Origin of the sequence: Thermoanaerobacter kivui (genome assembly GCF_000763575.1) — a bacterium.
GTDB classification, from domain to species: domain Bacteria; phylum Bacillota; class Thermoanaerobacteria; order Thermoanaerobacterales; family Thermoanaerobacteraceae; genus Thermoanaerobacter; species Thermoanaerobacter kivui.
The window spans coordinates 1,998,521-2,023,977 of sequence record NZ_CP009170.1; the positions used below are offsets into that span (position 1 = coordinate 1,998,521).

Below are 25,457 nucleotides of genomic sequence, written 5' to 3' on the forward strand. Positions count from 1 at the left end.
AAAAAAAGACTTAGCCGATGGCTAAGTCTCAGACTGTACACAAACTTTCGGAAATAGGATATTTTGCATAAGGAACGACTTGTGACAAAGCGGCAACAAAACTTAGCAAGACCAAGGGTGGAGGCAGGGCCGAAGCCAAGGATGGCGGAGGCGGTCACTAAGACAGGACGTCGAATGTGCCCGGAACCCTGCCGGAACCCGAAGGTCGAGTTTAGTTTTGTCGCTTTGGAACATCGGAGTGACGATGCAAAATATCCTATTTAAAAAATTTTTTTACTTTGTCAACAAGCTGAGACTTAGCCGATGGCTAAGTCTTTTTTACTAAATCTTTCTTAATAAATTCTAATTTCCCATCTTTTGCAGTTACTATAAGTTCATCTCCTGGTTTAACTTCTCCCTGTAACATCAACTCTGACAGTTGATTTTCCACAATTCTTTGTATAGCTCTTCTTAAAGGTCTTGCGCCGTAATTTGGGTCATATCCTTGTTTTATTATTTCTTCTTTAGCTTCAGGAGTAAATTCCAGCTTAATATTGTTTTCTTTCAACCTGTTGTTCAATTCTTCAATCATTATATCAGCAATTTTTTCAATATCTTCTTTAGAGAGTTGATGGAATACAATTATTTCATCAACCCTGTTCAAAAACTCCGGTCTAAACGTCTTCCTTAATTCTGCCATTAGCGTTTCTTTTATCTTTTCATGAGAAGCCTTATCTTCTTTCTCTTGAGGCATAAAACCTAAGGTAGATTGTTTTTTAAGTAATTCTGCACCTACGTTTGATGTCATGATAATAACAGTGTTTTTAAAGTCCACAGTCCTTCCTTTGGAGTCTGTAAGACGCCCATCTTCTAATATTTGAAGGAGTATATTAAACACCTCTGGATGGGCTTTCTCAATTTCATCCAGCAAAATTACTGAATAAGGTTTCCTTCTTACTTTTTCTGTTAGTTGTCCTCCTTCTTCAAAGCCTACATATCCTGGAGGCGAACCGATAAGCTTTGATACAGTATGTCTTTCCATGTATTCAGACATGTCTAGTCTTATCATGGCATTTTCGTCACCAAAGAGCGCCTCTGCCAACGCCTTTGTAAGCTCTGTCTTACCTACTCCTGTAGGACCTAAGAATATGAAAGAACCAATAGGCCTTTTGGGGTCCTTAAGCCCTACTCTTGCCCTTCTTATAGCTCGAGCAACTGCCTCAACAGCTTCGTCCTGTCCTATAACTCTTTCATGCAATACTTCTTCTAAGTGAAGCAGCCTTTCAGATTCTTCTTGAGCCAATTTTTTGACAGGTATTCCTGTCCACAAAGACACTACTTGAGCAATTTCCTCTGGTCCAACACTTTTTTCATCAGAGAATGAATTTTGCTGCCATTTAGCCTTTAATTTTTCTAGCTCTTCCCTCAATTTTTGTTCTTCATCTCTTATTTTTGCCGCTTTTTCGTATTCTTGAGTCCTTATAGCCTCTTCTTTTTCTTTTATAAGGTCATTAATTTTCTCTTCTAACTCTTTAATCTCTGGAGGAGCTGTGACTGTTTTTAATCTCACACGGGACGCCGCCTCATCTATTAAGTCAATAGCCTTGTCTGGCAAAAACCTGTCTGCAATGTATCTATGTGAGAGTTTGGCAGCTGCTTCAATCGCTTCATCAGTGATTTTGACTCTATGATGTGCTTCGTATTTATCTCTCAAACCTTTCAATATCTCAATTGTCTCTTCCACCGTAGGCTCTTCTACAATAATAGGCTGGAATCTTCTCTCTAACGCTGGGTCTCTTTCTACGTACTTTCTATATTCGTCTAAAGTAGTCGCACCTATTACTTGTATTTCACCTCTTGCTAATGCTGGCTTTAAAATATTTGAAGCGTCTATAGCTCCTTCTGCAGCACCTGCTCCTATTAAAGTGTGCATTTCATCTATAAAAAGTATTACATTCCCAGCTTTTATGACTTCATTCAACACAGTTTTTAACCTGTCCTCAAATTCACCTCTGTATTTTGTACCAGCCACCATAGAAGCCATATCCAAAGTCACAACTCTTTTGTCCTTTAAAATTTCTGGAATTTCACCTTCTACAATCTTTTGCGCAAGGCCTTCAGCAATAGCTGTTTTACCAACACCTGGTTCCCCTATTAAAACAGGATTGTTTTTTGTCCTCCTGCTGAGTATTTGTATAACTCTTTCAATCTCTTTCTCTCTTCCTATGACAGGGTCAAGTTTCCCGTCCCTTGCAAGCTCTGTCAAATCTCTTCCAAATTGGTTGAGAGTTGGAGTGTTGGTATTTTTAGCTTTAGCAGCTTTTGCAGGACCTCCAGTTGGCTCTTCGCTCAACATCTTCACAATCTCCTCTCTCACCCTGTTAAAATCTATACCTTGTTCCATCAAAATTCTAACAGCAACACCTTCGCCTTCTCTCAAAAGTCCCAACAGAATATGCTCTGTTCCAATGTAACTGGTGTTGAACCTTCTTGCTTCGCTAAAGCTCAACTCCAATACTCTTTTTGCCCTCGGAGTATATCCTACAACATCTCCTGGAACATTTCCCATTCCAATTAATGACAATACCTTTTCTCTGGTGGCTTCATAAGTGACTCCCAATTTCTTTAAAGTTCTTGCTGCTATTCCTTCATCTTCTCTTAGTAGTCCTAATAAAATATGCTCTGTTCCCACATAATTGTGATAAAAAGACCTTGCCTCCTCTTGCGCTAAGTAAAGCGCCTTTTGTGCCCTTTCAGTAAATCTTCCAAACATAGCCATATTATCCACCTCCTACAAGTTATCTTTCTTATTAATTTGTCTCACTACATACTCAGCTCTTTTAATATCTCTATTGTATGGGTCTAATTGCATCCCGTATATTTTTTGCAAATTGGCAGGCTGTATACTGGTAGTGAGCTTATCAATTTTCTGTATCTCGACGTCTAATATTCCTAAAACTGCTCCTAATCTTACATCAGACATTAAAGTCATGTATTCTTTTGTAGACATCACTTTTGCATGGGAAAGAATACCAAAGGCTCTTCCTACTCTGTCTTCAATCTGAATCTTTTGCTTGTTGTATAAATCCTCTCTTGCTTTTCTTTCGCTGAAAATTATCTGTCTCGCCACTCCTTCAACATTTTCAATTATTTCTCTTTCGCTCTGTCCAAGAGTTATTTGGTTAGAAATTTGATAAATATCTCCTAAGGCTTGAGTACCTTCGCCGTATATACCTCTTACTGCAATTCCTATTTTTGATACAGAATTTAGTATGTTACTTATCTGTCCCGTTATGGTAAGTGCGGGAAGATGAACCATGACAGATGCTCTTATTCCTGTCCCTACATTGGTAGGACAAGAAGTCAAGTAACCTATTTTTTCATCATAGGCATAATCTATTGTCTCTTCAATCAAATCGTCAATCTTGTCAGCAATATCCCAGCTTTCATTGAGCCTTAAGCCCTCTAATATACATTGGATTCTAAGATGGTCTTCTTCATTCACCATTATGCTTACTGTGTTGTCGTTCTTTATAAGTGCATAACCATTTTTTGTGTTTTGTGAAAGGTCAGGACTTATGAGGTGCTTTTCTACAAGAGATTGTCTGTCAATAGGACTCAACCTTTTCATGTCATATTCCACAAACTGGGTAGACAAAATAGTATTGCTGCCCAGTATGGCTTTTTTAACCAAATCTATAACTTTTTGTCCTTGCTCTTCAGTCATGACGGAAGGAAAGGGAATGTCTTTTATATTTCGAGCAAGTCGAATTCTACTGGATAACACAACATCATTATCGTATCTGAACACCCTTCTCACCTACTTTCCCAATTCTTTCTCCAATTCTCTGATTTTATCTCTTAATTCTGCTGCTTTTTCATAGGCTTCTTCTTTAATAGCTTTTTCTAACTGGTATTTCAATTCCTCAATTTCTCTTTTGACTCTCATTTTTCCGCCGGCTTTTTTAGGAATTTTCCCTCTATGTTCAGTGCTGCCATGTATTCTTCTCATCAAAGGATTTAGTTCTTCTGAAAAGGCGTTATAACAATGGCTGCATCCTAGTCTTCCAATCTTCTTGAAGTCTTCATAAGTCATGCCACAATAACTGCATTTTAGAGGCTGCTTTGTAAATTCATCTATGCCAGGCAAAAAGTCCATCAACCCTGACAGCAAATTTTGAACTGAGAAGGGCGTAAAAGTTGGAAATACCTCAGTGTTTAAAAGTCCTTCTTCAGCTGCACATTGCTGACACAGGTGCATTTCAGTTTTTACACCATTCACTATTTGTGTATAATGGACTGTGGCAGGTCTTATTTTGCATTTATCACACATCATAATTATTACCTCCTTCATTTGTTGCGAGCCAATTCAATCAACATCGCTTTAAATAACACAGCCCGCAACGTATTTTTCTCCTCCTGGGGAAGCGGAATCACTTTGTCATTTACTATCGCCTTCATCAAAGCAGCTTCCCTGCGAGTTATCATATTGTGGTCTAATAGTGCATCAATGTAATACCTTGCTTTACTTTCAGATAGACTATCTCCTATGTTTTCTATTATTTTATCTATCCAATTATTGGAGATGGAGGTCTTGTAAATTTTTATATACCCACCACCACCTCTTTTGCTTTCTATAATATAACCCCTATCGATGGTAAAACGCGTCTCTAACACATAATTTATCTGAGAAGGAGCACAATTAAATACATTTGCCAACTCGTTTCTCTGTATTTCTATATAATGCTTGCCTGCTTCCTCCATGAGGTCTTTTATGAAATTTTCGATCAAATCACTCAACCTTGCCATCGCCATCACCACAACTTTTACTTTGACTTTCTTTGACCTTCAAATATATTTTTACATTTTTTCTTTCTGCCGTCAATAACTTTTTCGCACTAAAGTCGGTGATATTTCCTAATATTTTCATCAAATAATAAAAATATCTCTCAAATTCTAAAATTTTCACCCATTTTCATTCATTTTCATATTCCTCAGCCTCTATCTCCTGCAAATCTTGCTGGTCCCCTTGATTTAGAAGAGAAGAAAAACTACTTTTTTCTTTTAAATTTTTATTATCATGTTCCTCATAAGCTTCTTCTTCAAAGAAATTTCCCCTGACTGACTTATACAATTTACCTTTAAAAAACCTCGGACTTTTGTACATTTCAAACCACCCCTCTAACTCTTTTCATAAGAAATTTTTTTCAAATTCTTCTAAGCTTATTTTTACTTTTGCTACTCCTGTCTCCATAGCAGCTTTTGCAACATTTAAGGCGACATTTTTAAGCACTCTTTTATCAAAAGCTTTTGGAATTATGTATTCTGGATTAAGTTCTTTTTCTGATACAGTTTGCGCAATAGCGTACGCAGCTTGGATTTTCATTTCCTCATTGATTTTAGTCGCTCTAACCTCAAGTGCACCTCTAAATATACCCGGAAAAGCAAGCACATTGTTTATTTGATTGGCAAAATCTGACCTTCCTGTCCCCACTACATAAGCCCCTGCTTCTTTTGCCTCCTCAGGATATATCTCAGGAACAGGATTTGCCAGAGCAAAGACAATGGGTTTTTTAGCCATTGATTTTATCATATCTCCATCTACCACTTGAGGTGCTGAAACTCCGATAAACACATCTGCCCCTTTTAACGCATCTTTTAAAGTTCCTTTTAACCTTCCTTTGTTTGATATTTCAGCAATTTCTATTTTAGAAACATCTTTATCTTCTCTTCCTTCATATATGATGCCACTTCTATCGCAAACTATTACATCTTTTATCCCTGCTTTTATTAAAAATTTAGCTATAGCAATGCCTGCTGCTCCAGCTCCATTTACAACAGCAGTCACCTCTTTTAACTCTTTTTCTACAATTTTTAAAGCATTGATAAGAGCAGCAAGAGTCACAATTGCTGTACCATGCTGGTCATCATGAAAAACCGGTATATCCAGAATATCGTCTAATTTCCTTTCTATTTCAAAACACCTGGGAGCAGAGATATCTTCTAGGTTAATACCTCCAAAAGGAGGGGAAATATTCACAACAGTTTTTACAATTTCATCAACATCTTGAATAGCAAGGCATATAGGTACTGCATCAACGCCTCCAAATTCTTTAAACAAAACTGCTTTGCCTTCCATTACAGGCAGTGCCGCTTGTGGACCTATATTTCCCAGCCCTAAAACAGCTGACCCATCTGTGACAATCGCAATCATGTGGCTTTTTGTAGTATATTCATATACCAATTCTCTATTTTTATGTATTTCTTTACAAGGTTCTGCAACCCCTGGCGTATAGGCTAAAGCTAAATCTTTGTCGTTTTTTACTTCCACTTTGCTTACAATTTCAAGTTTGCCTCTATTTTCTCTGTGAAGTTTTAGCGCTTCTTCTCTTATATTCATATGTTTAAAAAATCCTCCTTAAAATACGTGTTTTCTTATATTATACCTTAGATGCTTAACAGAAAAAAGCCATAGCATTGCATAATTATTCAATCTTACTTAATTCATAAGAATAAGCCTGCTTTTGCAGGCTTATTCTTCTTTTTCTTTTAACTTTTTCCTTTCTTCTATTATCTTTTGAGCAACATTAGGTGGAGCTTCTTCATATCTTGCAAAAGTCATTTTGAAGTCTCCTCTTGCTTGTGTCAAAGACCTCAAATCCGTCGCATATCTATTCATTTCAGCTAAAGGTACCTCCGCTGTTATCACTTCCATGTTGTCTTTTGATTCCATTCCCAAAATTCTTCCTCTTCTCTTATTCAAATCCCCAATAATATCTCCCATGTATTCCTCTGGCACAATGACCTCCACTCTCACAATAGGCTCAAGTAAAACAGGATTTGCTTGTTCCATTCCCTTTTTAAAAGCAATAGAGGCTGCAATTTTAAAAGCCATTTCAGAAGAATCAACAGGATGGTAAGAGCCATCTACCAACGTCGCTTTAATGTTTACTACAGGATATCGAGCAAGTACTCCTTCTTTCAAGCTTTCTCTCAACCCTTTTTCAACTGCTGGAATATACTGTTTTGGAACAGCTCCTCCAAAGATTTTATCTTCAAACTCAAATTCGCTGTTGGGATTAGGCTCAAATTCAATCCACACATGACCGTATTGGCCATGTCCTCCTGTCTGCTTTTTGTGTTTACCTTCTACCTTCACCTTGCCTTTTATTGTCTCTCTATAAGGAACAATAGGGTCTATCAAGGTACACTCCACGCCAAATTTATTCATTAATTTCTTTGAAATAACCTCTATATGTTGTTCTCCCATTCCATAAACTATCATCTGGCCTGTCTCTAAATTCTTTTCAACTTTAAAGGTGGGGTCTTCTTCCTGTAATCTTTGAAGTCCATTGCTGATTTTTTCCTCATCCCCTTTGGATTTAGGTTCAATAGCAAGTGCAAGTGTGGGCTGCGGAAAATCGATAGGTGTTAGTGTAACGGAATTAGAAGGGTCACATAAAGTATCTCCTGTCATAGTATATTGAAGCTTTGCAACTGCTCCTATATCTCCTGCTACAAGCTTTAATACAGGTATTTGTTTTTTGCCTCTTAATAGGTAAAGCTGGCTTATTTTTTCTGTCATCTGCTTATTTGAATTAAACAGCGAAGAATCAGAAGTTACACTTCCTGAAATAACTTTAAAAATAGATAATCTTCCTACATAAGGATCTGCAATAGTTTTAAACACAAAGGCCACTGTCGGACCATTTTCATTGACCTTTTCTCCTTCTCTTTCTACCTCCACTGGAGAGGGCAAAAACTCTACAATAGCATCCAATAATCTTTCTATCCCAATATTTTTAAGACTGGAGCCACATAAAACGGGCATTAATTCTCTCATTTTTACACTATTTTTTATTCCTTCAATTAATTCCTCTTGTGTAAATTCTTCTCCGCCAAAAAATTTTTCCATTAATGTTTCATCGTTTTCAGCAATATTTTCAACTAACTCTTCTTTAGCAGATAAAACTTTATCCATCAAATCAGCAGGTATTTCTGCTTCCTTTACTCCTTTTTCTTCGTAAACGTATGCTTTTTGAGTAATAACGTCTACATATCCCTTAAAACTTTGTTCGCTTCCAATGGGAAGTGTTAAAGGAATTACTTTATTACCAAATTTTTCTCTTAATTGATTCAACGTCTTGAAATAGTCCGCATTTTCCCTATCCATTTTGTTAATAAAGAACATCACTGGCATTTTATTTCTTTCAGCCAAATTAAACACTTTTTCAGTACCTACCTCTACGCCTGAAGCAGCACATACAGGTATTACAGCGCTGTCTACAACTCGCAAGCCACTTACCACTTCGCCAAAGAAATCAAAATATCCTGGCATATCTAAAATATTGATTTTATAATCTTTCCATTCAACAGGAATTATAGATGTTGAGATAGATATTTGTCTAGCGATCTCCTCCGGGTCATAATCAGATACCGTTGTGCCATTCTCCACACGGCCCATTCTATCAGTGACCTTTGTGTTGAAAAGAAATGCTTCAATTAATGTAGTTTTACCGGCTCCCCCATGGGAAACCAATCCTACATTTCTTATTTGACTAGTTTTGTAATCCTTCATATATATCCCCCTATCTTATCGCAAATAATCCTTAATATTATTATTCTATACGTTTTAAAATTTTCCTTTATTTTTTTGAGATTTTTAATAAAAAAATCTCTGACATAAGCCAGAGATTTATAGTTTGTTGACAAACCTCTTGATATAAATTAAAGTCTCTCGCTTTTATGCTCAAGTCCAGGCTCACGTATCTAAGTCGTGTCATAGGCTTTCTTTGGGCATCTTCCGAATTCGCTTTCTTCCTTTCATGGGTCATCCTGAGGAGTGCGCAGCAAAAGCCTGAGAGAAGCCAATACACACTAAGATACTCCCGCGATGCATTTTACGCATAAAAGCAGAGACTTCCTTGTTTAACTTAGTCTACAGTGTGGCCAGAAAGCTAATCAATGTTTTTAATAATATCTTCCATCATTTTCTGTATTTCCTCAGCTTCAGCCATATTAAGGACTTTTTCTACTATTTCTTTCGCTTTTTCATATTCTGTATTTCTTATTATATCCTTAATTGTAGGGATAGAAGTCGAACTCATTGAAAATTCATCCAGCCCAAGCCCCAACAATATAACTGTAGCTAACGGGTCACCCGCCATTTCACCGCACATAGCCGCAAACTTCCCCTCTTTATGAGCTGCGTCAATTACAAGCTTTATAAGCCTTAAAATAGCGGGATTAAACGGCTGATAATAATCTTTTACATGCTCATCCATCCTGTCAACAGCAAGAGTGTACTGACACAAATCATTAGTTCCTATGCTAAAAAAGTCTACTTCTTTAGCCAATATATCTGCAGTTATTGCAGCAGAAGGTATTTCCACCATTATACCTACCTTTACGTTTTTATCGTACTTTATTCCCTCTTTATCAAGTTCAGCTTTCACTTCATTCAAAACCGCATTTGCCCTTCTTACATCAGTAATTGAAGATATCATAGGATACATTATGTGAATATTTCCATAAGCGCTTGCTCTCAAAAGCGCCCTTAATTGCGTCTTAAATATGTCTTTTCTGTCAAGGCATAACCTTATAGCCCTATATCCTAAAAATGGATTCATCTCTTTTTGCATATTAAGGTATGGGAGTTCTTTGTCTCCACCTATATCCAAAGTCCTTATGGTAACAGGCCTACCCTCCATTTTCTCTGCAACTTCTTTATAGGCTTCAAATTGCTCTTCTTCTGTGGGAAGAGTAGTTCTATCCATATACAAAAATTCGGTTCTAAAAAGTCCAACTCCTTCTGCTCCATTCGCCAGTGCACTTTTTACGTCTTTTGGAGTTCCTATATTCGCCACCAACATGACTTTTTTGCCATCAGGAGTTACTGCAGGTAAGTCTTTTAATTTTCTTAACTTCTCCACCTTTTTATCATAATTCTCTTTTTTGGTCTTATACTCGTTTATTGTATTTTCGTGAGGATTTACAATTACTACTCCTTCCAAGCCATCTACTATTATGGTATCTCCTTCAGAAACCAGAGAAGTAACATTTCCTAATCCTACTACAGCAGGAATCTCTAAAGAGCGGGCCATTATAGCTGTATGAGAAGTCCTCCCCCCCACATCTGTAGCAAAACCTAAAACCATCTCTTTTTTCATTGTGGCTGTATCTGAAGGAGTCAAATCTTTTGCTATAATTATCACCTGTTCTTCAAGGTCAGAAAGACTCATGCTTTTTACCCCTAAAAGATTATTTATTATGCGACTCCCTACATCTCTTAAATCTACCGCTCTCTCTTTTAGATACTCATCATTTAAACTTTCCATCACAGAGGCATTTTGTTCTATTACCTTATTTACAGCGTTATCAGCAGTTATGCGTTCATTCTTTATCATGCTTTCTACCCCTTCAATAAGTTCGGGGTCACTTGCCAGCATAAAATGAGCTTCAAATATTTCCGCTTTATCCGGACCAAACTCTCTTAATGCGTCTTCTTTAATCTTTTTTATTTGTTGCTGTGTAACTTGCAATGCTTTTTTAAACCTTTCAATTTCATATTCTACTTTTGACTCATCTATATTTTGCACATTGATTACTGCTTTTTCTTTAGTATATAAAAAAACTTTGCCAATCGCTATCCCCGGGGATGCTGCAACTCCCTTTAACATTTGTTAACCCTCCTTAAAATTATTCTAACGTCTATTATAGCATAGTTTTCAGTACAACGTGAAACTTTTGCACAATAATAAAATAAAAAAATAAAGCAAACAAAAAAGACTAGGAAAATATTTTCCCAGTATTTTTTTTCTTAATCCTTTTCACACCTCATATATTGCAATTCTGTTTCTTCCTTTACTTTTACCACCTGCATACAAAGCTCTATCCGCATGGCTTATAAGTTTTTCTGCAGAATCAGCTTTTTCGGGGTAATCAGCTACTCCTCCGGATATGGTTACATATATATCTCCTTTGCTTGTCTTAATTGGCTTTGATGACACTTCATTTCTTATTCTCTCTGCAATCATATACGCCTGCTCAGCAGTAAGTTTTGGCAAAATCACGGCGAATTCTTCTCCACCAAATCGAGCTACAATATCATCACTTCTTACATTGTTTTTGATGCGCAGTGCAACTTCTTTGAGCACTTCATCGCCAATTAAATGACCGGAAGTGTCGTTTATCAATTTAAAATTGTCCAAGTCAAACATTATAAGACTGACAGGTTCGCTGGTTTCATCCGACCTCATAATACTCTCTGTTAAAGCATCATTAAAATACCTTCTATTGTAAGTCTTTGTCAAAGGGTCAGTAATAGATTTTTTACTCACTTCATAATAGCGTTTAGCATTTGTTATAGCAACAGAAGCTTGGTCTACAATTGTTTCTACAATCTTCACAGAATCATCATCAAATACATTTGTTTCTACATGCAATATCATTAAACATCCAATGACAGAACCTGAAAACCTTAAAGGAGCTACCATAACGCTTCCGTAGTCATTTAAAAACTTTTCACTTGAAAACCTTTTGTCCTGTTTTAAATCTCTAATTGCTATTGTTTTATTCAGAGATATACATTTACCAACAATGCCTTCATCTTTAAAATAGTTTTCCTTAAATACTTCCTTAGACTCTTTACTACTAACAGATTTTGCCAAAATAGCAATCCCATTTGAATCCACCAGATATATAGCCGCTGCAGATATAGAAACAACTTGAGAAATAACTTCTATAATAGCATCTAAAATCTGATTTAATTCCAGTTTTGAATTTATTACTTTAACCATTTCGTATATGGCGTTAAGCCTCTTGTTCGCTTTAATCAAATCTCTAACCATTCTAAAAACATACGCTATAAATATCAAAGGAGTTAAAGATAACACAAAAAATATTAAACTGTGTTTAAAATAAATATATGCAAGTAATATAGCTGCGGGAAACATTACTATGTAGGTTCCCAGCTCTAAAAGGACACTTTCATTCCAATACTCCTTAAATAAAATTTTGCCTTGTGCCTTTAAAGCATAGTATAATATAAAATTGTTTAAAAGAAAACTCATTATAACATAACTTAGGATATATTTGACTTGAGAAAAAGATATTACTCCTGTCTTTCCTCCTATAAACTCATAAAACCATCCTGGTATCAAATATGCAATTGAAAACATCGCACCATTTAAAAGGCCATTTTTAATTTTCTTTCTAATTACAATAGTGTCAAACATTACTGATGATACCATAAGCATTGCTGCCGCAACCGTTCCAAAAATTAAAAAAGTAGCCATGCCTATAGTAGGGCTTAAAGATAATTTTATATCCGTATACATTATGCCAAGATTGTCAAGGATTATTGCAAAAGCAAACAATATTAAAAAAATTTTCCAATCTATTCCAACCCCACAGCAATAAAGCGCCCCTACAAATAATACAGTTCCTACTGTAATCAACGTTACATTAAAAACCTGTTCCCTATACTTCCCCATACTAATCCCCTCATTTTTTACAATCAAATTAATATTCTACATTTAAGTCAAAAATCCTTCTTAAGATGACAAATGTTTATTAAATTTACTACTTCTTATGATAAAAGTAATTATACCACAAATCTCCATCATAATATGTCGAATTTTGTAATTTCTTTTAAATATTTAAAAACCTTCTGCAGCAATCGCCGCAGAAGGTTTTTAATAAAGTATTAACCGCATTTTGAATAGCCACAGTTTTTACATACAACACAACCGCCTTCATGCTCTATTGGACTTCCACATTCAGGACAAAATCTTTCTTCGTCTAATAGGTCAACTTCACTTAAAACAACCTCTTCTTTAGGGTCATCTTCATCGTTATTGTGATTATTTTCATATATAGGTATATCAATAGGTGCAAATTGTTGTTCCTCTTCCACTCGGATTTTCATCACTTTTTCAATAACCTTGCCAATAGCATCAGGACAAGACAATACTTTTATTTCTTTGTTTGTAGCCATCTGTCTTAAGGTAGAATGACATCTTATTCCTTTTAACTGTTCCACAATTGTTTTTGCATCAATACCTGATCGTAATGCTATAGATATAAGTCTACTAGTAGCTTCTGACTGTGAAGGGCATCCTCCTGCTCTTCCAAGATTTGTAAATACTTCACATATACCTTGGTCATCATAGTTAACTGTTATATAAAGATTACCACAGCCTATTCTAACTTTTTCAGTTATTCCTCTTGTTACAGGAGGTCTAGGTCTTGGTCTTAATGGCTCTTTTTTTGAAGGATTTTCATTTGCTTTTGCTTCTTCTTTTTTCTCTTTTATACCTAAATTCAAAACCTGTGACTCACGACTGCCATCTCTGTATATGGTAACGCCTTTGCAACCTAATTTATACGCGAGAAGATATACCTTTCTTACATCATCTACTGTCGCATCATGTCTAAAGTTAACCGTCTTAGATACAGCATTGTCAACATGTTTTTGAAAAGCTGCCTGCATTTTGACATGCCATTCTGGATCAATATCATGGGCTATCACAAAGACTCTTTTGACATCTTCTAGTATACCCTTTATATCTTTTAGACTTCCTTTTTGAGCAATTTCTTTCATTAGCTCTTCTGAATAAAATCCTCTTTCAATAGCAACTTCTTTAAATACAGGATTTACTTCCACAAGCTCTGTATTATCCATGACATTTCGCGTCATAGCTATAGCGAATATAGGCTCTATCCCACTGGAAGTGCCAGCAATGATTGATATGGTACCAGTTGGAGCAATAGTAGTAGTCGTAGCATTTCTAATTTTTATGCCCATTTTTTTGTAAATACTCTTGTCATAAAACCCAAAAGTTCCTCTCTTTTCTGCTAACTTAATCGAGGCTTCCTTAGAAGTTTCATCAATAAACTCCATCAATTCCTCTCCCAGCTCTATAGCCTCATCGGAATCATAAGGTATACCAAGTCTCAAGAGCATGTTAGCAAAACCCATTACGCCAAGCCCTATTTTCCGAGTTCCTTTTGTCATTTCTTCAATTTGTGGAAGAGGATATTTATTAGCATCTATTACATTGTCCAAAAAATGGACAGCATCATATACCGTTTCTTTAAGTTTGTCATAATCTATTACGTACCTATCCTCTACTTTTTTTAACATATTTTCAAGATTAATTGAACCTAAATTACAGGATTCATATGGCAAAAGTGGTTGTTCGCCACAGGGATTGGTAGATTCAATCTCTCCAACTTCAGGGGTAGGATTTTTCTCGTTTATTCTATCTAAAAATACAATACCCGGTTCCCCATTTCGCCAAGCCATTTCTACAATGAGGTCAAAGACCTCTCTTGCTCTTAATCTGTTTACAACCTTGTTAGTGTGAGGATCTATTAGATCGTATTCCCTATCTTCCTCAACAGCTTTCATAAACTCTTCTGTAATAGCCACACTTATATTAAAGTTTGTTATCTCGTTATTATCTTTTTTACACTGGATAAATTCCAATATATCAGGGTGGTCAACACGCAAAATCCCCATGTTTGCCCCACGTCGTGTTCCACCCTGTCTTACCGCCTCTGTTGCTGCATTAAAAACTTTCATGAAACTAACAGGACCAGAGGCAACTCCTCCAGTAGACCTAACTGTAGCTCCTTTAGGTCTTAATCTGGAAAAGCTAAATCCTGTACCCCCACCACTTTTGTGAATAATTGCCGCGTACTTTACCGCATCAAAAATCTCTTCCATAGAATCTCCCACAGGAAGAACAAAACATGCTGACAACTGCCCTAAAGGCCTACCTGCGTTCATCAATGTAGGGGAATTCGGCAAAAAATCGAGGTTTGTCATCATATCGTAAAACCTTTGTTTTAAAGCCTCTACATCTGCTTTTTTATCATATATAAGGTCCACTTCAGCAATAGTCTTTGCAACCCTTTCAAACATTTCCTCAACTGTCTCAATAGGCTTGCCATTTTCATCTTTAGCTAAATACCTTCTCTCCAGAACCTTCCTCGCATTCTCAGTAATTTTCACAGGAAATTCCTCCTCTTATGTAAAACCACAATATTTTGTATGTTACTTATTAAATTATACATTTTATTGTGGATTCTGCAACCTCCAAAACTATCCGATTAACTTTATTATCTCCCTTTACTATTAATTTTCGTTTAAAAGCTTAATAAATTAAACGAATTTAAAAAACCCGGCACAATTACCGGGACAAAATATTAACAATTTCCTCAATTATGTTTTTATCATATTTCCCTTTAAGATAATCTCTTTTCCACTCTCCTTCTCCACTTTTTGCAAGTTCTTTTACTATTTCAGGTCTTTCAATCCAATGACCAATTTCTTTAAAATCTTTATTCATAAATACAAAAGTGGGTATTTTAGCTTTACCATCTATATAATAAGGTTTCATGTGCTCTTCGTTACCTTCTCTTTTTAAAATTCTCAGTTTAAAATTTTTATTATAACTTGCGATTTTTGCAACTATAGGCACATTAACTTGAGAATCAGGACACCAACTCTCAGCAAATGCCAAAATATTTATCTCATCTTTAAATTTTATTTTCACTATCAAGTCTTCATCTAAGACTGTCTTTTCATATCTCTCTTTTATTCTTTTAGCAATGTTCTCCTCCGATTCTCTTACAAATTCCTCAAAAGTTATTCCTTTTTCAAACAATTCTCTCAAAGTTAATTCACCTCTTTCAATTTACTGCCTTTTAAATAACGATCCTAAAACAGTTTTTGCTCCCGAGACAGTAATCCCTAAGAAGCTACTATTTCTTGTGAGAATTTCATCTAAAGCATCTACAACTTTGTCAATTTGTTCTTTTGTCACAATTAAAGGTGGCTCTAATCTTATTACATTTGGGTTATTCAAAGTGTAAGCCGTTATAATTCTGTGTTTATTTTGAAGCTCTCCAGCAATTAAAGAGCCGAGGTATTCACTTGAAAGCTTTGAAATAGCTCCTCCAGAAATCTTGTCAAGAAGTCCACCTTCTGGTTGATTAAACTCTATTCCTATTAAAAGCCCCTTTCCTCTAACATCTTTTATAAGTTTTGGATGTTTTTCTTTTAATTCTTTCAGTCGACCTAAAAAGTATTCACCTTTTTCTTTTGCAGCATCAGGAAGCTTTTTCTCTATAATAGCTTGTATTGAAGCAATCGCAGCTGCACAAGCATAGGTATTACCGCCAAAAGTAGAAGTATGTAAAAGAGCTTTTTCCATAGTCCCATAAGCTTTTTGCCATATTTCTTCTGTGGTTATATAAGCACCTATAGGCATGACTCCTCCGCCCAAAGACTTAGCAAGGCACATTATATCAGGAACTACTCCTTCGTACTCACAAGCAAACATCTTTCCTGTTCTTCCAAAGCCAGTCTGAACTTCATCTAAAATTAAATACGCATCGTACTTAGTGCACAATTCCCTTACCTTTTTTAAATAACCTTCAGGTGGAACAATAACTCCTCCTTCCCCTTGTATAGGCTCTACTATAAATGCAGCAACATCCCTATTTTTAAGCACTTCTTCTAATGCTTTATCATCTCCAAAAGGAATAGGTATAGTATCAGGTACAAGAGGTTTAAAATACCTTTGATACTTTTCTCTTCCCGTCACTGAAAGTGCTCCCATGGATTTGCCATGAAAGGAATTGTGACAGTAAACTATTTTGTGTTTCCCTGAAGCAATTTTGGCAAGCTTTAAAGCTCCTTCCACTGCCTCGGCTCCACTGTTACAGAAAAAACTCCTTTTAAGATTTCCTGGAGTTATCATGGCAAGGTTGTGAGCAAGAACTCCTGGTAAATTTCCTATAGAAGCCTGCAATATATTAGGCATATATTTTACTTTTTCTACAGCTTCAATGACTTCATCAGGGTTATGCCCCAAATTTAAAGCACCATATCCTCCTAAAAAATCATAATACTCATTTCCTTCATTGTCCCATACTGAAACTCCCTTAGCTCTTACAAAAAGTTTATCAAACTGAAGCATTGAAAGCATAGAGACAAACACTGAATTTATGTATTCTTTGTAATTTTCTCTGACTTGATTTTTGTTCAAAGTAAGTGCCTCTTCTAAAGTGATATATTCTGGAATGTCGTCTTTCACTTTCCCCTTTGTTACTTCATACATTTTTCATCTCTCCTTTATCTTTAATGTCTGTGGTGGTGATGATGGTGATTATGGTCATGTCCACAATGGTTGCAACTATTTTCAGCATATTTAATACTATCCAACTCTCTTTTAACCCTTTCCCGTATTTCCTTAACATATTCTTGCCTTAACCTCTTCTGCTCTTCCTTCTCTTCTTCAGTCAGTCCTTCTGTTTGTGATTTGTGATAAAGGAAATTTATTCTATCTATCATCTCTTTTGTTATCATTGCTTCACCTCGTCGAATAAATTTTGACAAATATATTATATTCCTTTTTCCCAAAAAACAAAAGAATTTTTATAAAGTAATGGATATGACCATCACTTTTATGATATTATAACAATATAGTAGCAAATATTTAAGGAGGTTTTTGTAATGCCTTTAATTTGGATACTTTCCCTAATATTGTTGTTTCCTTTTTTGATATTTACATTTTTTGTGCAGGCAACAACTTTTTCTTTTGCAAAATTGGGATTATCTCCCCAAATGGCAGTTTTTGTTTTTAGTTTATCTTTAATAGGAAGTGTGATCAACATTCCTATATCTCGAAAAAAAATTATTGTCCATGAAGAAGAGCGGTATTTTTCCCCATTCCTTTTTTACTATCCCCCACGAGTGCAAGAACAAATAATTGCTGTAAACGTGGGAGGAGCTATAGTTCCCGTTATTCTCAGTTTGTACCTTTTGCCGAGGGCACCACTACTCCCAACTATAATAGCTACTATAATAGTTACAATTGTAGCAAAAGCACTAGCTAAACCTGTGCCAGGAGTAGGTATTACCCTTCCTGCCTTTATACCACCTCTTGTGGCAGCTGCCGCTGCGATCCTCTTATCTCCTAGTAATGCAGCTCCTGTAGCATACATTTCAGGGGTTTTAGGTACATTAATCGGAGCAGACCTTTTAAATTTGCCCCATTTTAAAGACCTAAACTCTCATGCCATAAGTATAGGAGGAGCGGGCATATTTGACGGAATTTTTTTAGTTGGTGTAGTCGCCGCTTTATTAGCTTAATAAAATGTCAAATAGCACCCTACCTTGACTGTAGAGTGCTATTTTACTTCAAATGCAATCTCTTTTAAGCCTTCTTATTCTGTGTTTGGGTTTACCGCTTCTTGAAAGTTCGTGATTTTCACCATTAAAATAGTAGTCTATGTACGTAGTTCCAAAATCCGATATCCAGTTAGATATACTTTTTCAATTCTCATCATCTAATCACACAAAATCAGTCTCTTCATTAAAAGAGGTAAGTTGAAAATACCGGCCACTTTTTACTTCTAAAAGCCATAGATTTGAAAAATATTTATTTTCTTCCATATCCATCCTATGTACTGCGAAACCTGCATATCCTCCACTTGGAGAATATTTTAAACCTGACAAAAATTTAAATTTCGTAAAATCCTCTAACTTGATCTTTCCCATTAAAGCTCCCCCATTAAAAATGTTTACAACTTCATTATAACACATGTTGGCAAAAATAAAAAAACGCATCAATTATTTATATACTTGTAATTTTTTATAACTACAATAGGAGTTTGCTGCTCAGCATTGCCTGATGGGTTGTCGATAAATAGGCTTTCTACATATTTTTTATCAACCCCTTTTGATGCGCCAATACAATCAGCACGGCGCAAATCATTTGCATCTATTATAGCTGCATCAACTCCTGTTTTTTGTTTTATCTTCTCACAAACTACATCAGGGTCTTTAGGTCCCAAAACTATGTATCTATGATAAGGAGGCATTGTCCCTGCAACGTCGTCAATTAAAGCGACTTTTCTGCCAGCGATAATAAAAAACCACCCTTTTCTACCCAATAACTTGCCTAACCCTCCTATAATAGAAGCAATCAAAATCCTAAACCAACCCACTTCGTTGATAGCACATTGCATTGCTTGAGGAGAAGTGAGACTGCCATTCCTGTCGGTAAACCTACACAGTATCTTTGCAAGAAACCCCGGCTTTATATTTTCAGGAAGATATGCTCTCCCTTGTGTTATAGCCACAACGCTTTCTGCAATTGATATTAAATCTCCCGGCTCTCGTATATCTTTTGTGTAATTGTGCACAACTTCTACTATATCATCTTTTTCAGTTATAATATGAGTTTTTATTGGAATTTTTCCATACATAAAATTTGCCTCCAAATATCCTAAAAAGTGTAATAATAAAATTTTTAGTAAATATCTTTTATTTTTTTCTTGTTGTGGTAAAATATATTTGTCTTTCATTACAATTATATCACAATTTCATCACAATTATCTCACACTTTATCTTTTTTAATCTAATTTTAACAATTGGAGAGGATAAAAATGTTAAATAAATTAACAAATTTACGAATTGATTCTACTTCCAGCAATGAATCAATAAAAATTCATAAGTGCCTTATTGTATTTGAGTTTTCATTAAAAGTTCCAACATATCATGTAGAACAACAAAATACCTCAATACAAATCATTTTTGAGGATACTCCTTTAAACATGCCAGAAGGAAAATATAATGTTTTGGATGGAATAATCTCTTATGTAGAGATAAAAGCCACAGAACAACAAATAGTTGCAGAAATAGCACTTGACTTCCAAACAGATTTCGAAATTGAAATTATTGAAGGTATTCCAGCAAAATTTAAACTCTACATAAGCAGAAAACCTCTATTAGAGATATTGAAAGATAAAAAAATATTGATAAATCCAGGATTTGGTGAAAAAAACACAAGCCCCACAGGACTTCTTCAACATATACCAATGATGGCAATAGCAAAAAAACTTCACTTTTTACTCACTACATGTGGGGCACAAAGTAGACTTTCATGGGAAAAATCCCTTCAAGAAAAAGATTTGGAAAAATTTGAAGAAGGAGTATTTATAGATATATTTACAGAAGCTTCTTTAAAAAAAGAAAGTGGATTTAAGGTGTATTATTCCGATGGTGATGAAAACTCACTAAAACTTGCAAAATACATAAACGAGTGCATGTCTCAAAAACTTCAACTTGATAATCTTGGTATTTGTCCTAAATCCTATAATTATAAAGAAAATGTAATACCTATTGGTGTAGTACCTGCAATGGAAAATATGAGGCTTGATGATGCTCATTTGAGGGATTTAGACTATAGAAATAAAGTAGCTCAAGCTATATTTAACGGCTTAGTAAAATTCTATACCGACTAAAAATAAAAAGGACAGGGCTATAAGACCACTTCCACCCTGTCCTTTAAAAACACATAATTTTCTCCTACATTGCAAGTATAAGCATAGGCTTCTACCCCTAAATTAACAGCCTCCCTTAAAAATCCCCCAAATTCCGGATCTTGCTCGTCATTTGGGATAAAATATTTTATGTCATCCATTTGGATTAAAAAAATCACCGCTGCCCTCATACCATATTCTTTTACTTTTACAAGCTCTTTTATGTGTTTTTTACCTCTTTCTGTAGGAGCATCAGGAAATTTTGCAACACCTTCTATTTCCAGTGTCACTCCTTTGACTTCTAAATAACATATCTCTCCCTCTTTTGTAAGCTTTATATCAAACTTACTGTTCATAAAAGTTTTTTCTTTTTCTACAATTTGGTAGCCCTTAAATTCCTCTATAAGCCCCATTTTTATGCTTTCTAAAACCACTTTATTAGGCACTTGTGAATCAATAGATATAAGTCTTTTCCCCTTATAAGCAAAAGCCAACTCATAAGGTGTTTTCCTGCCTTGCCTATCTCTTACTTCAAGGATGACGTTTGCCCCCGGGACAAATATCTCTTTACACCTTCCCGTATTAGGCACGTGTACTAAAGTCTTTTCCCCATTCAACTCTACATAAGCTTCAAATCTGTTGATTCTTTTTATGAATTTTCCATAGACAATAGGATTTTTATAACCATTTTAATCAAAACATCCTTTATAAATCTTCTTCAGTGATTTCTGCAAAACTTGTAGAAGTCTCCCAGAGTTTTAATTTATAAAGACGATACCTGTCCTCTGTTAACACATCTTTTAACTCATTCCACATCCACAAAAGAATGTTTTCACAAGTAGTGTTAAACTCAAAGACCTCATTTAAATATTTATGGTCAAGCCTTTTTATCACTTTTTCACTTACTATTTCTTTCAATTTAACAAAATCTATGACCATCCCTTCTTCGTCAGGCTTCCCTTCTACTGTCACTTCAAGCTTATAAGTATGTCCGTGAAGTTCTTCACACTTTCCATTGTAATTTACAAGGTTATGGGCACTATCAAAAGTGAATATTTTTGTCACCTTCATCTTTTACACCTCTTTATACCAATCCTTTTTATACCGCGTAACTCCTTCTTTATCCGGTAACTTCTCTATCAAATCAGAAATATACACATCTCCCTTTTTTATGGCTGGATTTATGTCATTTAGAGGAATCAATACAAAAGCCCTTTCCCACATCCTCGGATGGGGAATAGTCAAAATTTCGCTACTTAGACTAATATTACCATAAAGCAATATATCAATGTCAATAGTTCTTGGTCCCCATCTTATAATCCTTTCCCTTTTAAGCTTTTTTTCTATTTCGTTTATGACTTTCAAAAAATCATAAGGCTCAATATCCGTCTCTACTTCTGCAGCAATGTTTAAAAACATACCTTGGTCCAAATATCCCACAGGTTTTGTCTCATATATGGGAGAAAGCTTTTTTAACGTTATGCCTTCCCAACGGGATAATTCATACACCGCTTTTTTTAAATTCTCTTCTCTATCCCCCAAATTTGAACCTAAGGATAAATATACTTTATTCATTTTCTCACCATCGCATCAGTCATTTTAGCAACTCTGTACATTTGCTTTACATCGTGAACGCGGACGATATCAACACCTTTTACAATTCCAACAGCAACTGTTGCAGCCGTCCCTTCTACTCTGTCATCCACATCGAGATTTAAAACCTTGCCAATCATCGACTTTCGAGAAGTTCCAAGAAGTACAGGAAGTCCCAACACCTTTAATTCTTCCAGCCTATTCATAACTTCAAGGTTGTGGTCTAAAGTCTTTCCAAAACCTATCCCTGGGTCTACAATCATATTACTTCTGTCAATTCCCGCTTTTTCTCCAATCTCTATGCTTTTTTCAAGAAATTTTATTATATCTTTTACAACATCCTCATATTCTGCTACATTGCTGTTATGCATCATTATTACACCGGCATTGTACTTTGCTACTATTTCTGCCATCTTTGGGTCTCTTTGAAGCCCCCATACGTCATTTACTATGTGGGCACCTGCCTCTAAAGCTCTTAATGCCACTCCTGATTTCATAGTATCTACAGAAATAATCACATCGGAAATTTTAGAAAGTCTCTCAATGACAGGTATTACTCTTCTTAGCTCTTCTTCCTCCTCAACAGGAGTATGACCTGGTCTTGTAGACTCTCCCCCTACGTCTATTATATCTGCTCCTTCTTCTATCATTTGAAGTGCTCTCTTTATTCCTTCCTCCAAATTGTTGTACTTGCCACCATCAGAAAAAGAATCGGGAGTCATATTTAAAATTCCCATTATGTAAGTTCTCTTTCCAATTTCCAAACTTTTGTCTCTGCACCTAAATAACATAGTCTTCCTCCCTATCTCTTAGAATTGATAAGAGACATGACTTCTGCTCTGGATTTTTGATCTGTTCTAAATACTCCTCTCAAAGCAGAAGTGACAGTTTTAGCCCCAGGTTTTTTAATGCCCCTCATTGTCATACACAGATGTTCTGCCTCAATGACAACAGCAACACCTAAAGGATTTACTGCTTCCATTATGGTATCTGCGATTTCGCTTGTCAACCTCTCTTGAAGCTGTGGCCTTTTCGCTAAAATGTCCACAATGCGCGCCAATTTTGAAAGGCCTAAAATTCTACCTTTCCTTGGCAAATATGCTACATGGGCAACTCCTATAAACGGCAAAAGGTGGTGTTCACACATAGAATACAATGATATGTCTTTTACAAGGATTATTTCCTGATGCTCATCTTCCTGAAAAAACTTTATAACATCCTTTACATCTGTATGAAGCCCTGCAAAAATTTCCTCGTACATTCTAGCTACTCTGTCAGGTGTCTCTAAAAGGCCCTCCCTATCCGGGTTTTCACCTATAGCTTCAAGTATGTCTCTTACAGCTTTTTTAATCTTTTCTTTATCTATCATATGCAATACCCCTTCTTTTTAAGTTAACAAGTCTATTATATTACGTTTATGGATAAAAAGCCACACCTTATAAAAAGCGAAAGGCCTTCCCTTTTAAATCAAATTTATAAAAAAGCATTCCTGCCACTGCTTTTTAAACTCATTCATTTTTAGGTTTCATAGTAGGGAAAAGTATTACATCCCTTATTGAATAAGCATCTGTCATAAACATGACAAGCCTGTCTACTCCTATTCCCAATCCTCCCGTTGGAGGCATACCAACCTCAAGAGCATTTATAAAATCTTCATCCATCATATGGGCTTCTTCGTCTCCAGCTTCCCTCTGCTTTAATTGTTCTAAAAATCTCTCTTTTTGGTCTATGGGGTCATTTAATTCAGAGAAAGCATTTGCCACTTCTCTTCCGTATATAAAAGCTTCAAATCTGGAGGTAAATTGAGGATTGTCGTGTTTTCTTTTAGCCAAAGGAGAAATCTCAACCGGATAATCCATTATAAACACTGGTTGTATCAGATGTTGTTCTACCAATTCGTCGAAAACAAGTGCTATTACTTCTCCCTTTTTCATTCCTTCTTTTGTCTCAAGATTCAATTTCTTTGCTATAGCTACCGCTTCTTCGTCAGTCTTTACTTCATTAAAGTCTACACCAACATATTCTTTTATTGCATCCACCATGGTAATTCTTCTCCACGGAGGAGTTAAGTCTATTTCTGTCCCCTGATATATTATCTTGGTGCTGCCATTGACTTTTTGAGCAACGTAAGCAAATAATTGTTCTGTAATTTCCATCATACCGTAATAATCCGTATAGGCTTCGTAAAGTTCCAACAAAGTAAATTCTGGATTGTGCCTTATATCCATTCCTTCATTTCTAAATACTCTGCCCATTTCATAGACTTTTTCCAGTCCTCCAACGATAAGCCTTTTTAAGTGAAGTTCTAACGCTATTCTTAAATACATGTCAATATCTAAAGCATTGTGATGAGTGATAAAAGGCCTTGCGGCAGCACCTCCTGCTATTGTGTGAAGAATAGGAGTTTCCACTTCTAAAAATCCTCTGTTGTCAAGAAATTCCCTTATAGCTTTTATTATCTGTGTCCTCTTTAAAAATACTTCTTTGACTTCAGGATTTATTATTAAATCTGTATATCTTTGCCTATATCGCAAATCAGGGTCTTTCAAACCATGCCATTTTTCTGGAAGTATTTGGAGAGATTTAGCCAAAAGCTTAAAATCTGTCACTCGAATAGTTATTTCTCCTGTTTTAGACTTAAAAACTTCTCCAGTAACACCTATTATATCGCCAATGTCAAGAATCTTAAAAACTTCGTAATTTTTCTCTCCTACAGTATCATACTTAACGTATATCTGTATCCTACCATCCCTGTCTTGAATATCTGCAAAAGAAGCTTTTCCATGTGTCCTTTTAGACATGATTCTTCCAGCAAGAGTGACTATTTTGCCTTCGAATTTTTCGTAATCGTTTTTAATGTCAGAGGATAAATTAGTTCTTTCAAACCTATCTATTCCGTAAGGTTCTATCCCCAAACTTTTTAAAATATCCAGTTTATTCCTTCTAATTCGCAAAAGTTCATTGAGGTCCTCAGTGTTGTTCAAAATGTTATCATTTGAATTAGACATATTATACCTCCATCACCCTTTATTTGCGTATTTCTAATATTTTTAAATTGATGATTCCGGCAGGAACTTCAACAGACACAACATCTCCCACTTTTTTCCCTAATAAAGCTTTTCCTATAGGAGATTCGTCAGATATTTTGTTGTTCATCGGATCTGCTTCTGCTGAACCTACAATCGTATACTCTACTTCTTCATTATAAGATTCATCATAGACTTTTACAGTACAGCCAATGCTAACCTGGTCAAGTTTTATGTCTTCTTCGTCAATCACTTTTGCATTTTTAAGCATGGCTTCTAAGGTAGCAATCCTACCTTCTATAAATGCTTGTTCATTTTTTGCTTCGTCATATTCTGAGTTTTCACTTAAATCTCCAAAAGCTCTCGCTTGTTTTATTTTTTCTGCCACCTCTGCTCTTTTTACAGTCTTTAGATATTCTAGTTCTTCTTCTAATTTTTTAAGTCCCTCATAAGTCAAAATTACCGGCTTACTCATAGACTATTCTCCTTTATCAAATTATTGAAAATTGTATTTTATTC

General features: G+C 35.6%; 25 protein-coding genes. 2 read left to right on the plus strand and 23 right to left on the minus strand.

The features are described from left to right. Positions 1-307: 307 nt before the first annotated feature. The 14 genes from TKV_RS10210 to TKV_RS12530 all read right to left on the minus strand — a co-directional run bounded on the left by TKV_RS10210 (position 308) and on the right by TKV_RS12530 (position 17,359). Complete coding sequence (locus TKV_RS10210; protein ID WP_049685843.1) at positions 308-2,758, minus strand: ATP-dependent Clp protease ATP-binding subunit; 2,451 nt, start codon at positions 2,756-2,758, stop codon at positions 308-310. Between the two features lie 12 nt (positions 2,759-2,770). Then, a complete protein-coding gene (locus TKV_RS10215; RefSeq protein WP_049686278.1) occupies positions 2,771-3,790 on the minus strand; it encodes a protein arginine kinase in 1,020 nt (339 codons plus the stop codon). A gap of 9 nt (positions 3,791-3,799) precedes the next feature. Next, complete coding sequence (locus TKV_RS10220; protein WP_049685844.1) at positions 3,800-4,315, minus strand: UvrB/UvrC motif-containing protein; 516 nt, start codon at positions 4,313-4,315, stop codon at positions 3,800-3,802. A gap of 14 nt (positions 4,316-4,329) precedes the next feature. Further along, positions 4,330-4,794, minus strand: coding sequence for a CtsR family transcriptional regulator (locus TKV_RS10225; protein WP_049685845.1), 465 nt, complete (start codon positions 4,792-4,794; stop codon positions 4,330-4,332). Beyond that, positions 4,772-4,948, minus strand: a complete 177-nt coding sequence (locus TKV_RS13035; protein ID WP_158506609.1) for a hypothetical protein — start codon at positions 4,946-4,948, stop codon at positions 4,772-4,774. Before TKV_RS13035 ends, TKV_RS10225 begins: the two co-directional genes overlap by 23 nt. A gap of 6 nt (positions 4,949-4,954) precedes the next feature. Continuing rightward, positions 4,955-5,146 carry a hypothetical protein gene (locus TKV_RS10230; RefSeq protein WP_049685846.1) on the minus strand — a complete coding sequence of 64 codons (192 nt, stop codon included), beginning with the start codon at positions 5,144-5,146 and terminating at the stop codon, positions 4,955-4,957. A 24-nt stretch (positions 5,147-5,170) separates the two neighbouring features. Beyond that, positions 5,171-6,379 (minus strand): NAD(P)-dependent malic enzyme, encoded by a 1,209-nt coding sequence (locus TKV_RS10235; protein ID WP_049685847.1) that lies wholly within the window; start codon positions 6,377-6,379, stop codon positions 5,171-5,173. A 132-nt stretch (positions 6,380-6,511) separates the two neighbouring features. Next, the gene (gene fusA / locus TKV_RS10240; RefSeq protein ID WP_049685848.1) at positions 6,512-8,557 is read right to left on the minus strand and encodes an elongation factor G; all 2,046 of its coding nucleotides are present in this window, start codon (positions 8,555-8,557) and stop codon (positions 6,512-6,514) included. A gap of 379 nt (positions 8,558-8,936) precedes the next feature. Then, a complete protein-coding gene (gene ptsP, locus TKV_RS10245) occupies positions 8,937-10,658 on the minus strand; it encodes a phosphoenolpyruvate--protein phosphotransferase (RefSeq protein ID WP_049685849.1) in 1,722 nt (573 codons plus the stop codon). A 150-nt stretch (positions 10,659-10,808) separates the two neighbouring features. Further along, positions 10,809-12,473 carry a sensor domain-containing diguanylate cyclase gene (locus TKV_RS10250; protein WP_049685850.1) on the minus strand — a complete coding sequence of 555 codons (1,665 nt, stop codon included), beginning with the start codon at positions 12,471-12,473 and terminating at the stop codon, positions 10,809-10,811. Positions 12,474-12,685: 212 nt separating this feature from the next. Beyond that, positions 12,686-14,998, minus strand: coding sequence for a vitamin B12-dependent ribonucleotide reductase (locus TKV_RS10255; RefSeq protein ID WP_049685851.1), 2,313 nt, complete (start codon positions 14,996-14,998; stop codon positions 12,686-12,688). Between the two features lie 178 nt (positions 14,999-15,176). After that, a complete protein-coding gene (locus tag TKV_RS10260) occupies positions 15,177-15,662 on the minus strand; it encodes a thioredoxin family protein (protein WP_003871311.1) in 486 nt (161 codons plus the stop codon). Between the two features lie 21 nt (positions 15,663-15,683). Further along, positions 15,684-17,111: an aspartate aminotransferase family protein gene (locus TKV_RS10265; RefSeq protein WP_049685852.1), complete on the minus strand. Its 1,428-nt coding sequence runs from the start codon at positions 17,109-17,111 to the stop codon at positions 15,684-15,686. A 20-nt stretch (positions 17,112-17,131) separates the two neighbouring features. Further along, positions 17,132-17,359 carry a DUF896 domain-containing protein gene (locus TKV_RS12530; protein WP_003871309.1) on the minus strand — a complete coding sequence of 76 codons (228 nt, stop codon included), beginning with the start codon at positions 17,357-17,359 and terminating at the stop codon, positions 17,132-17,134. Positions 17,360-17,506: 147 nt separating this feature from the next. Here TKV_RS12530 and TKV_RS10270 point away from each other — a divergent pair, with 147 nt between their 5' ends. Then, positions 17,507-18,145, plus strand: coding sequence for a DUF1614 domain-containing protein (locus TKV_RS10270; RefSeq protein WP_049685853.1), 639 nt, complete (start codon positions 17,507-17,509; stop codon positions 18,143-18,145). Between the two features lie 201 nt (positions 18,146-18,346). Here TKV_RS10270 and TKV_RS10275 read toward each other — a convergent pair whose 3' ends face one another. Both TKV_RS10275 and TKV_RS10280 read right to left on the minus strand, forming a co-directional pair. After that, positions 18,347-18,553: a hypothetical protein gene (locus tag TKV_RS10275; RefSeq protein WP_049685854.1), complete on the minus strand. Its 207-nt coding sequence runs from the start codon at positions 18,551-18,553 to the stop codon at positions 18,347-18,349. Between the two features lie 68 nt (positions 18,554-18,621). Then, entirely contained in the window at positions 18,622-19,263 is a 642-nt protein-coding gene (locus tag TKV_RS10280) for a coenzyme F420-0:L-glutamate ligase (protein ID WP_049685855.1), read from the minus strand. Positions 19,264-19,443: 180 nt separating this feature from the next. On the opposite strand from TKV_RS10280, the gene TKV_RS10285 reads away from it, so the two are divergent. Continuing rightward, positions 19,444-20,301, plus strand: a complete 858-nt coding sequence (locus TKV_RS10285) for an N-acetylmuramoyl-L-alanine amidase family protein (RefSeq protein WP_049685856.1) — start codon at positions 19,444-19,446, stop codon at positions 20,299-20,301. Positions 20,302-20,318: 17 nt separating this feature from the next. Here the strand turns inward: TKV_RS10285 and sfsA are convergent, their stop codons facing one another. The 7 genes from sfsA to greA form a co-directional block, all read right to left on the minus strand. Continuing rightward, entirely contained in the window at positions 20,319-20,990 is a 672-nt protein-coding gene (sfsA, locus tag TKV_RS10290; protein ID WP_049685857.1) for a DNA/RNA nuclease SfsA, read from the minus strand. A gap of 34 nt (positions 20,991-21,024) precedes the next feature. After that, complete coding sequence (gene queD, locus TKV_RS10295) at positions 21,025-21,390, minus strand: 6-carboxytetrahydropterin synthase QueD (protein WP_049685858.1); 366 nt, start codon at positions 21,388-21,390, stop codon at positions 21,025-21,027. 3 nt (positions 21,391-21,393) lie between these two features. Then, positions 21,394-21,894: a 2-amino-4-hydroxy-6-hydroxymethyldihydropteridine diphosphokinase gene (gene folK / locus TKV_RS10300; RefSeq protein ID WP_049685859.1), complete on the minus strand. Its 501-nt coding sequence runs from the start codon at positions 21,892-21,894 to the stop codon at positions 21,394-21,396. After that, on the minus strand, positions 21,891-22,703 hold the full coding sequence (folP, locus tag TKV_RS10305; RefSeq protein WP_049685860.1) for a dihydropteroate synthase: 813 nt from the start codon (positions 22,701-22,703) through the stop codon (positions 21,891-21,893). The genes folK and folP overlap by 4 nt, the downstream gene beginning before the upstream one ends. A gap of 11 nt (positions 22,704-22,714) precedes the next feature. Then, entirely contained in the window at positions 22,715-23,281 is a 567-nt protein-coding gene (gene folE, locus TKV_RS10310) for a GTP cyclohydrolase I FolE (RefSeq protein WP_049685861.1), read from the minus strand. Between the two features lie 139 nt (positions 23,282-23,420). Next, positions 23,421-24,920 (minus strand): lysine--tRNA ligase, encoded by a 1,500-nt coding sequence (lysS, locus tag TKV_RS10315; protein WP_049685862.1) that lies wholly within the window; start codon positions 24,918-24,920, stop codon positions 23,421-23,423. A 19-nt stretch (positions 24,921-24,939) separates the two neighbouring features. After that, the gene (gene greA, locus TKV_RS10320; protein ID WP_012995973.1) at positions 24,940-25,413 is read right to left on the minus strand and encodes a transcription elongation factor GreA; all 474 of its coding nucleotides are present in this window, start codon (positions 25,411-25,413) and stop codon (positions 24,940-24,942) included. Between the last annotated feature and the right edge of the window lie 44 nt (positions 25,414-25,457).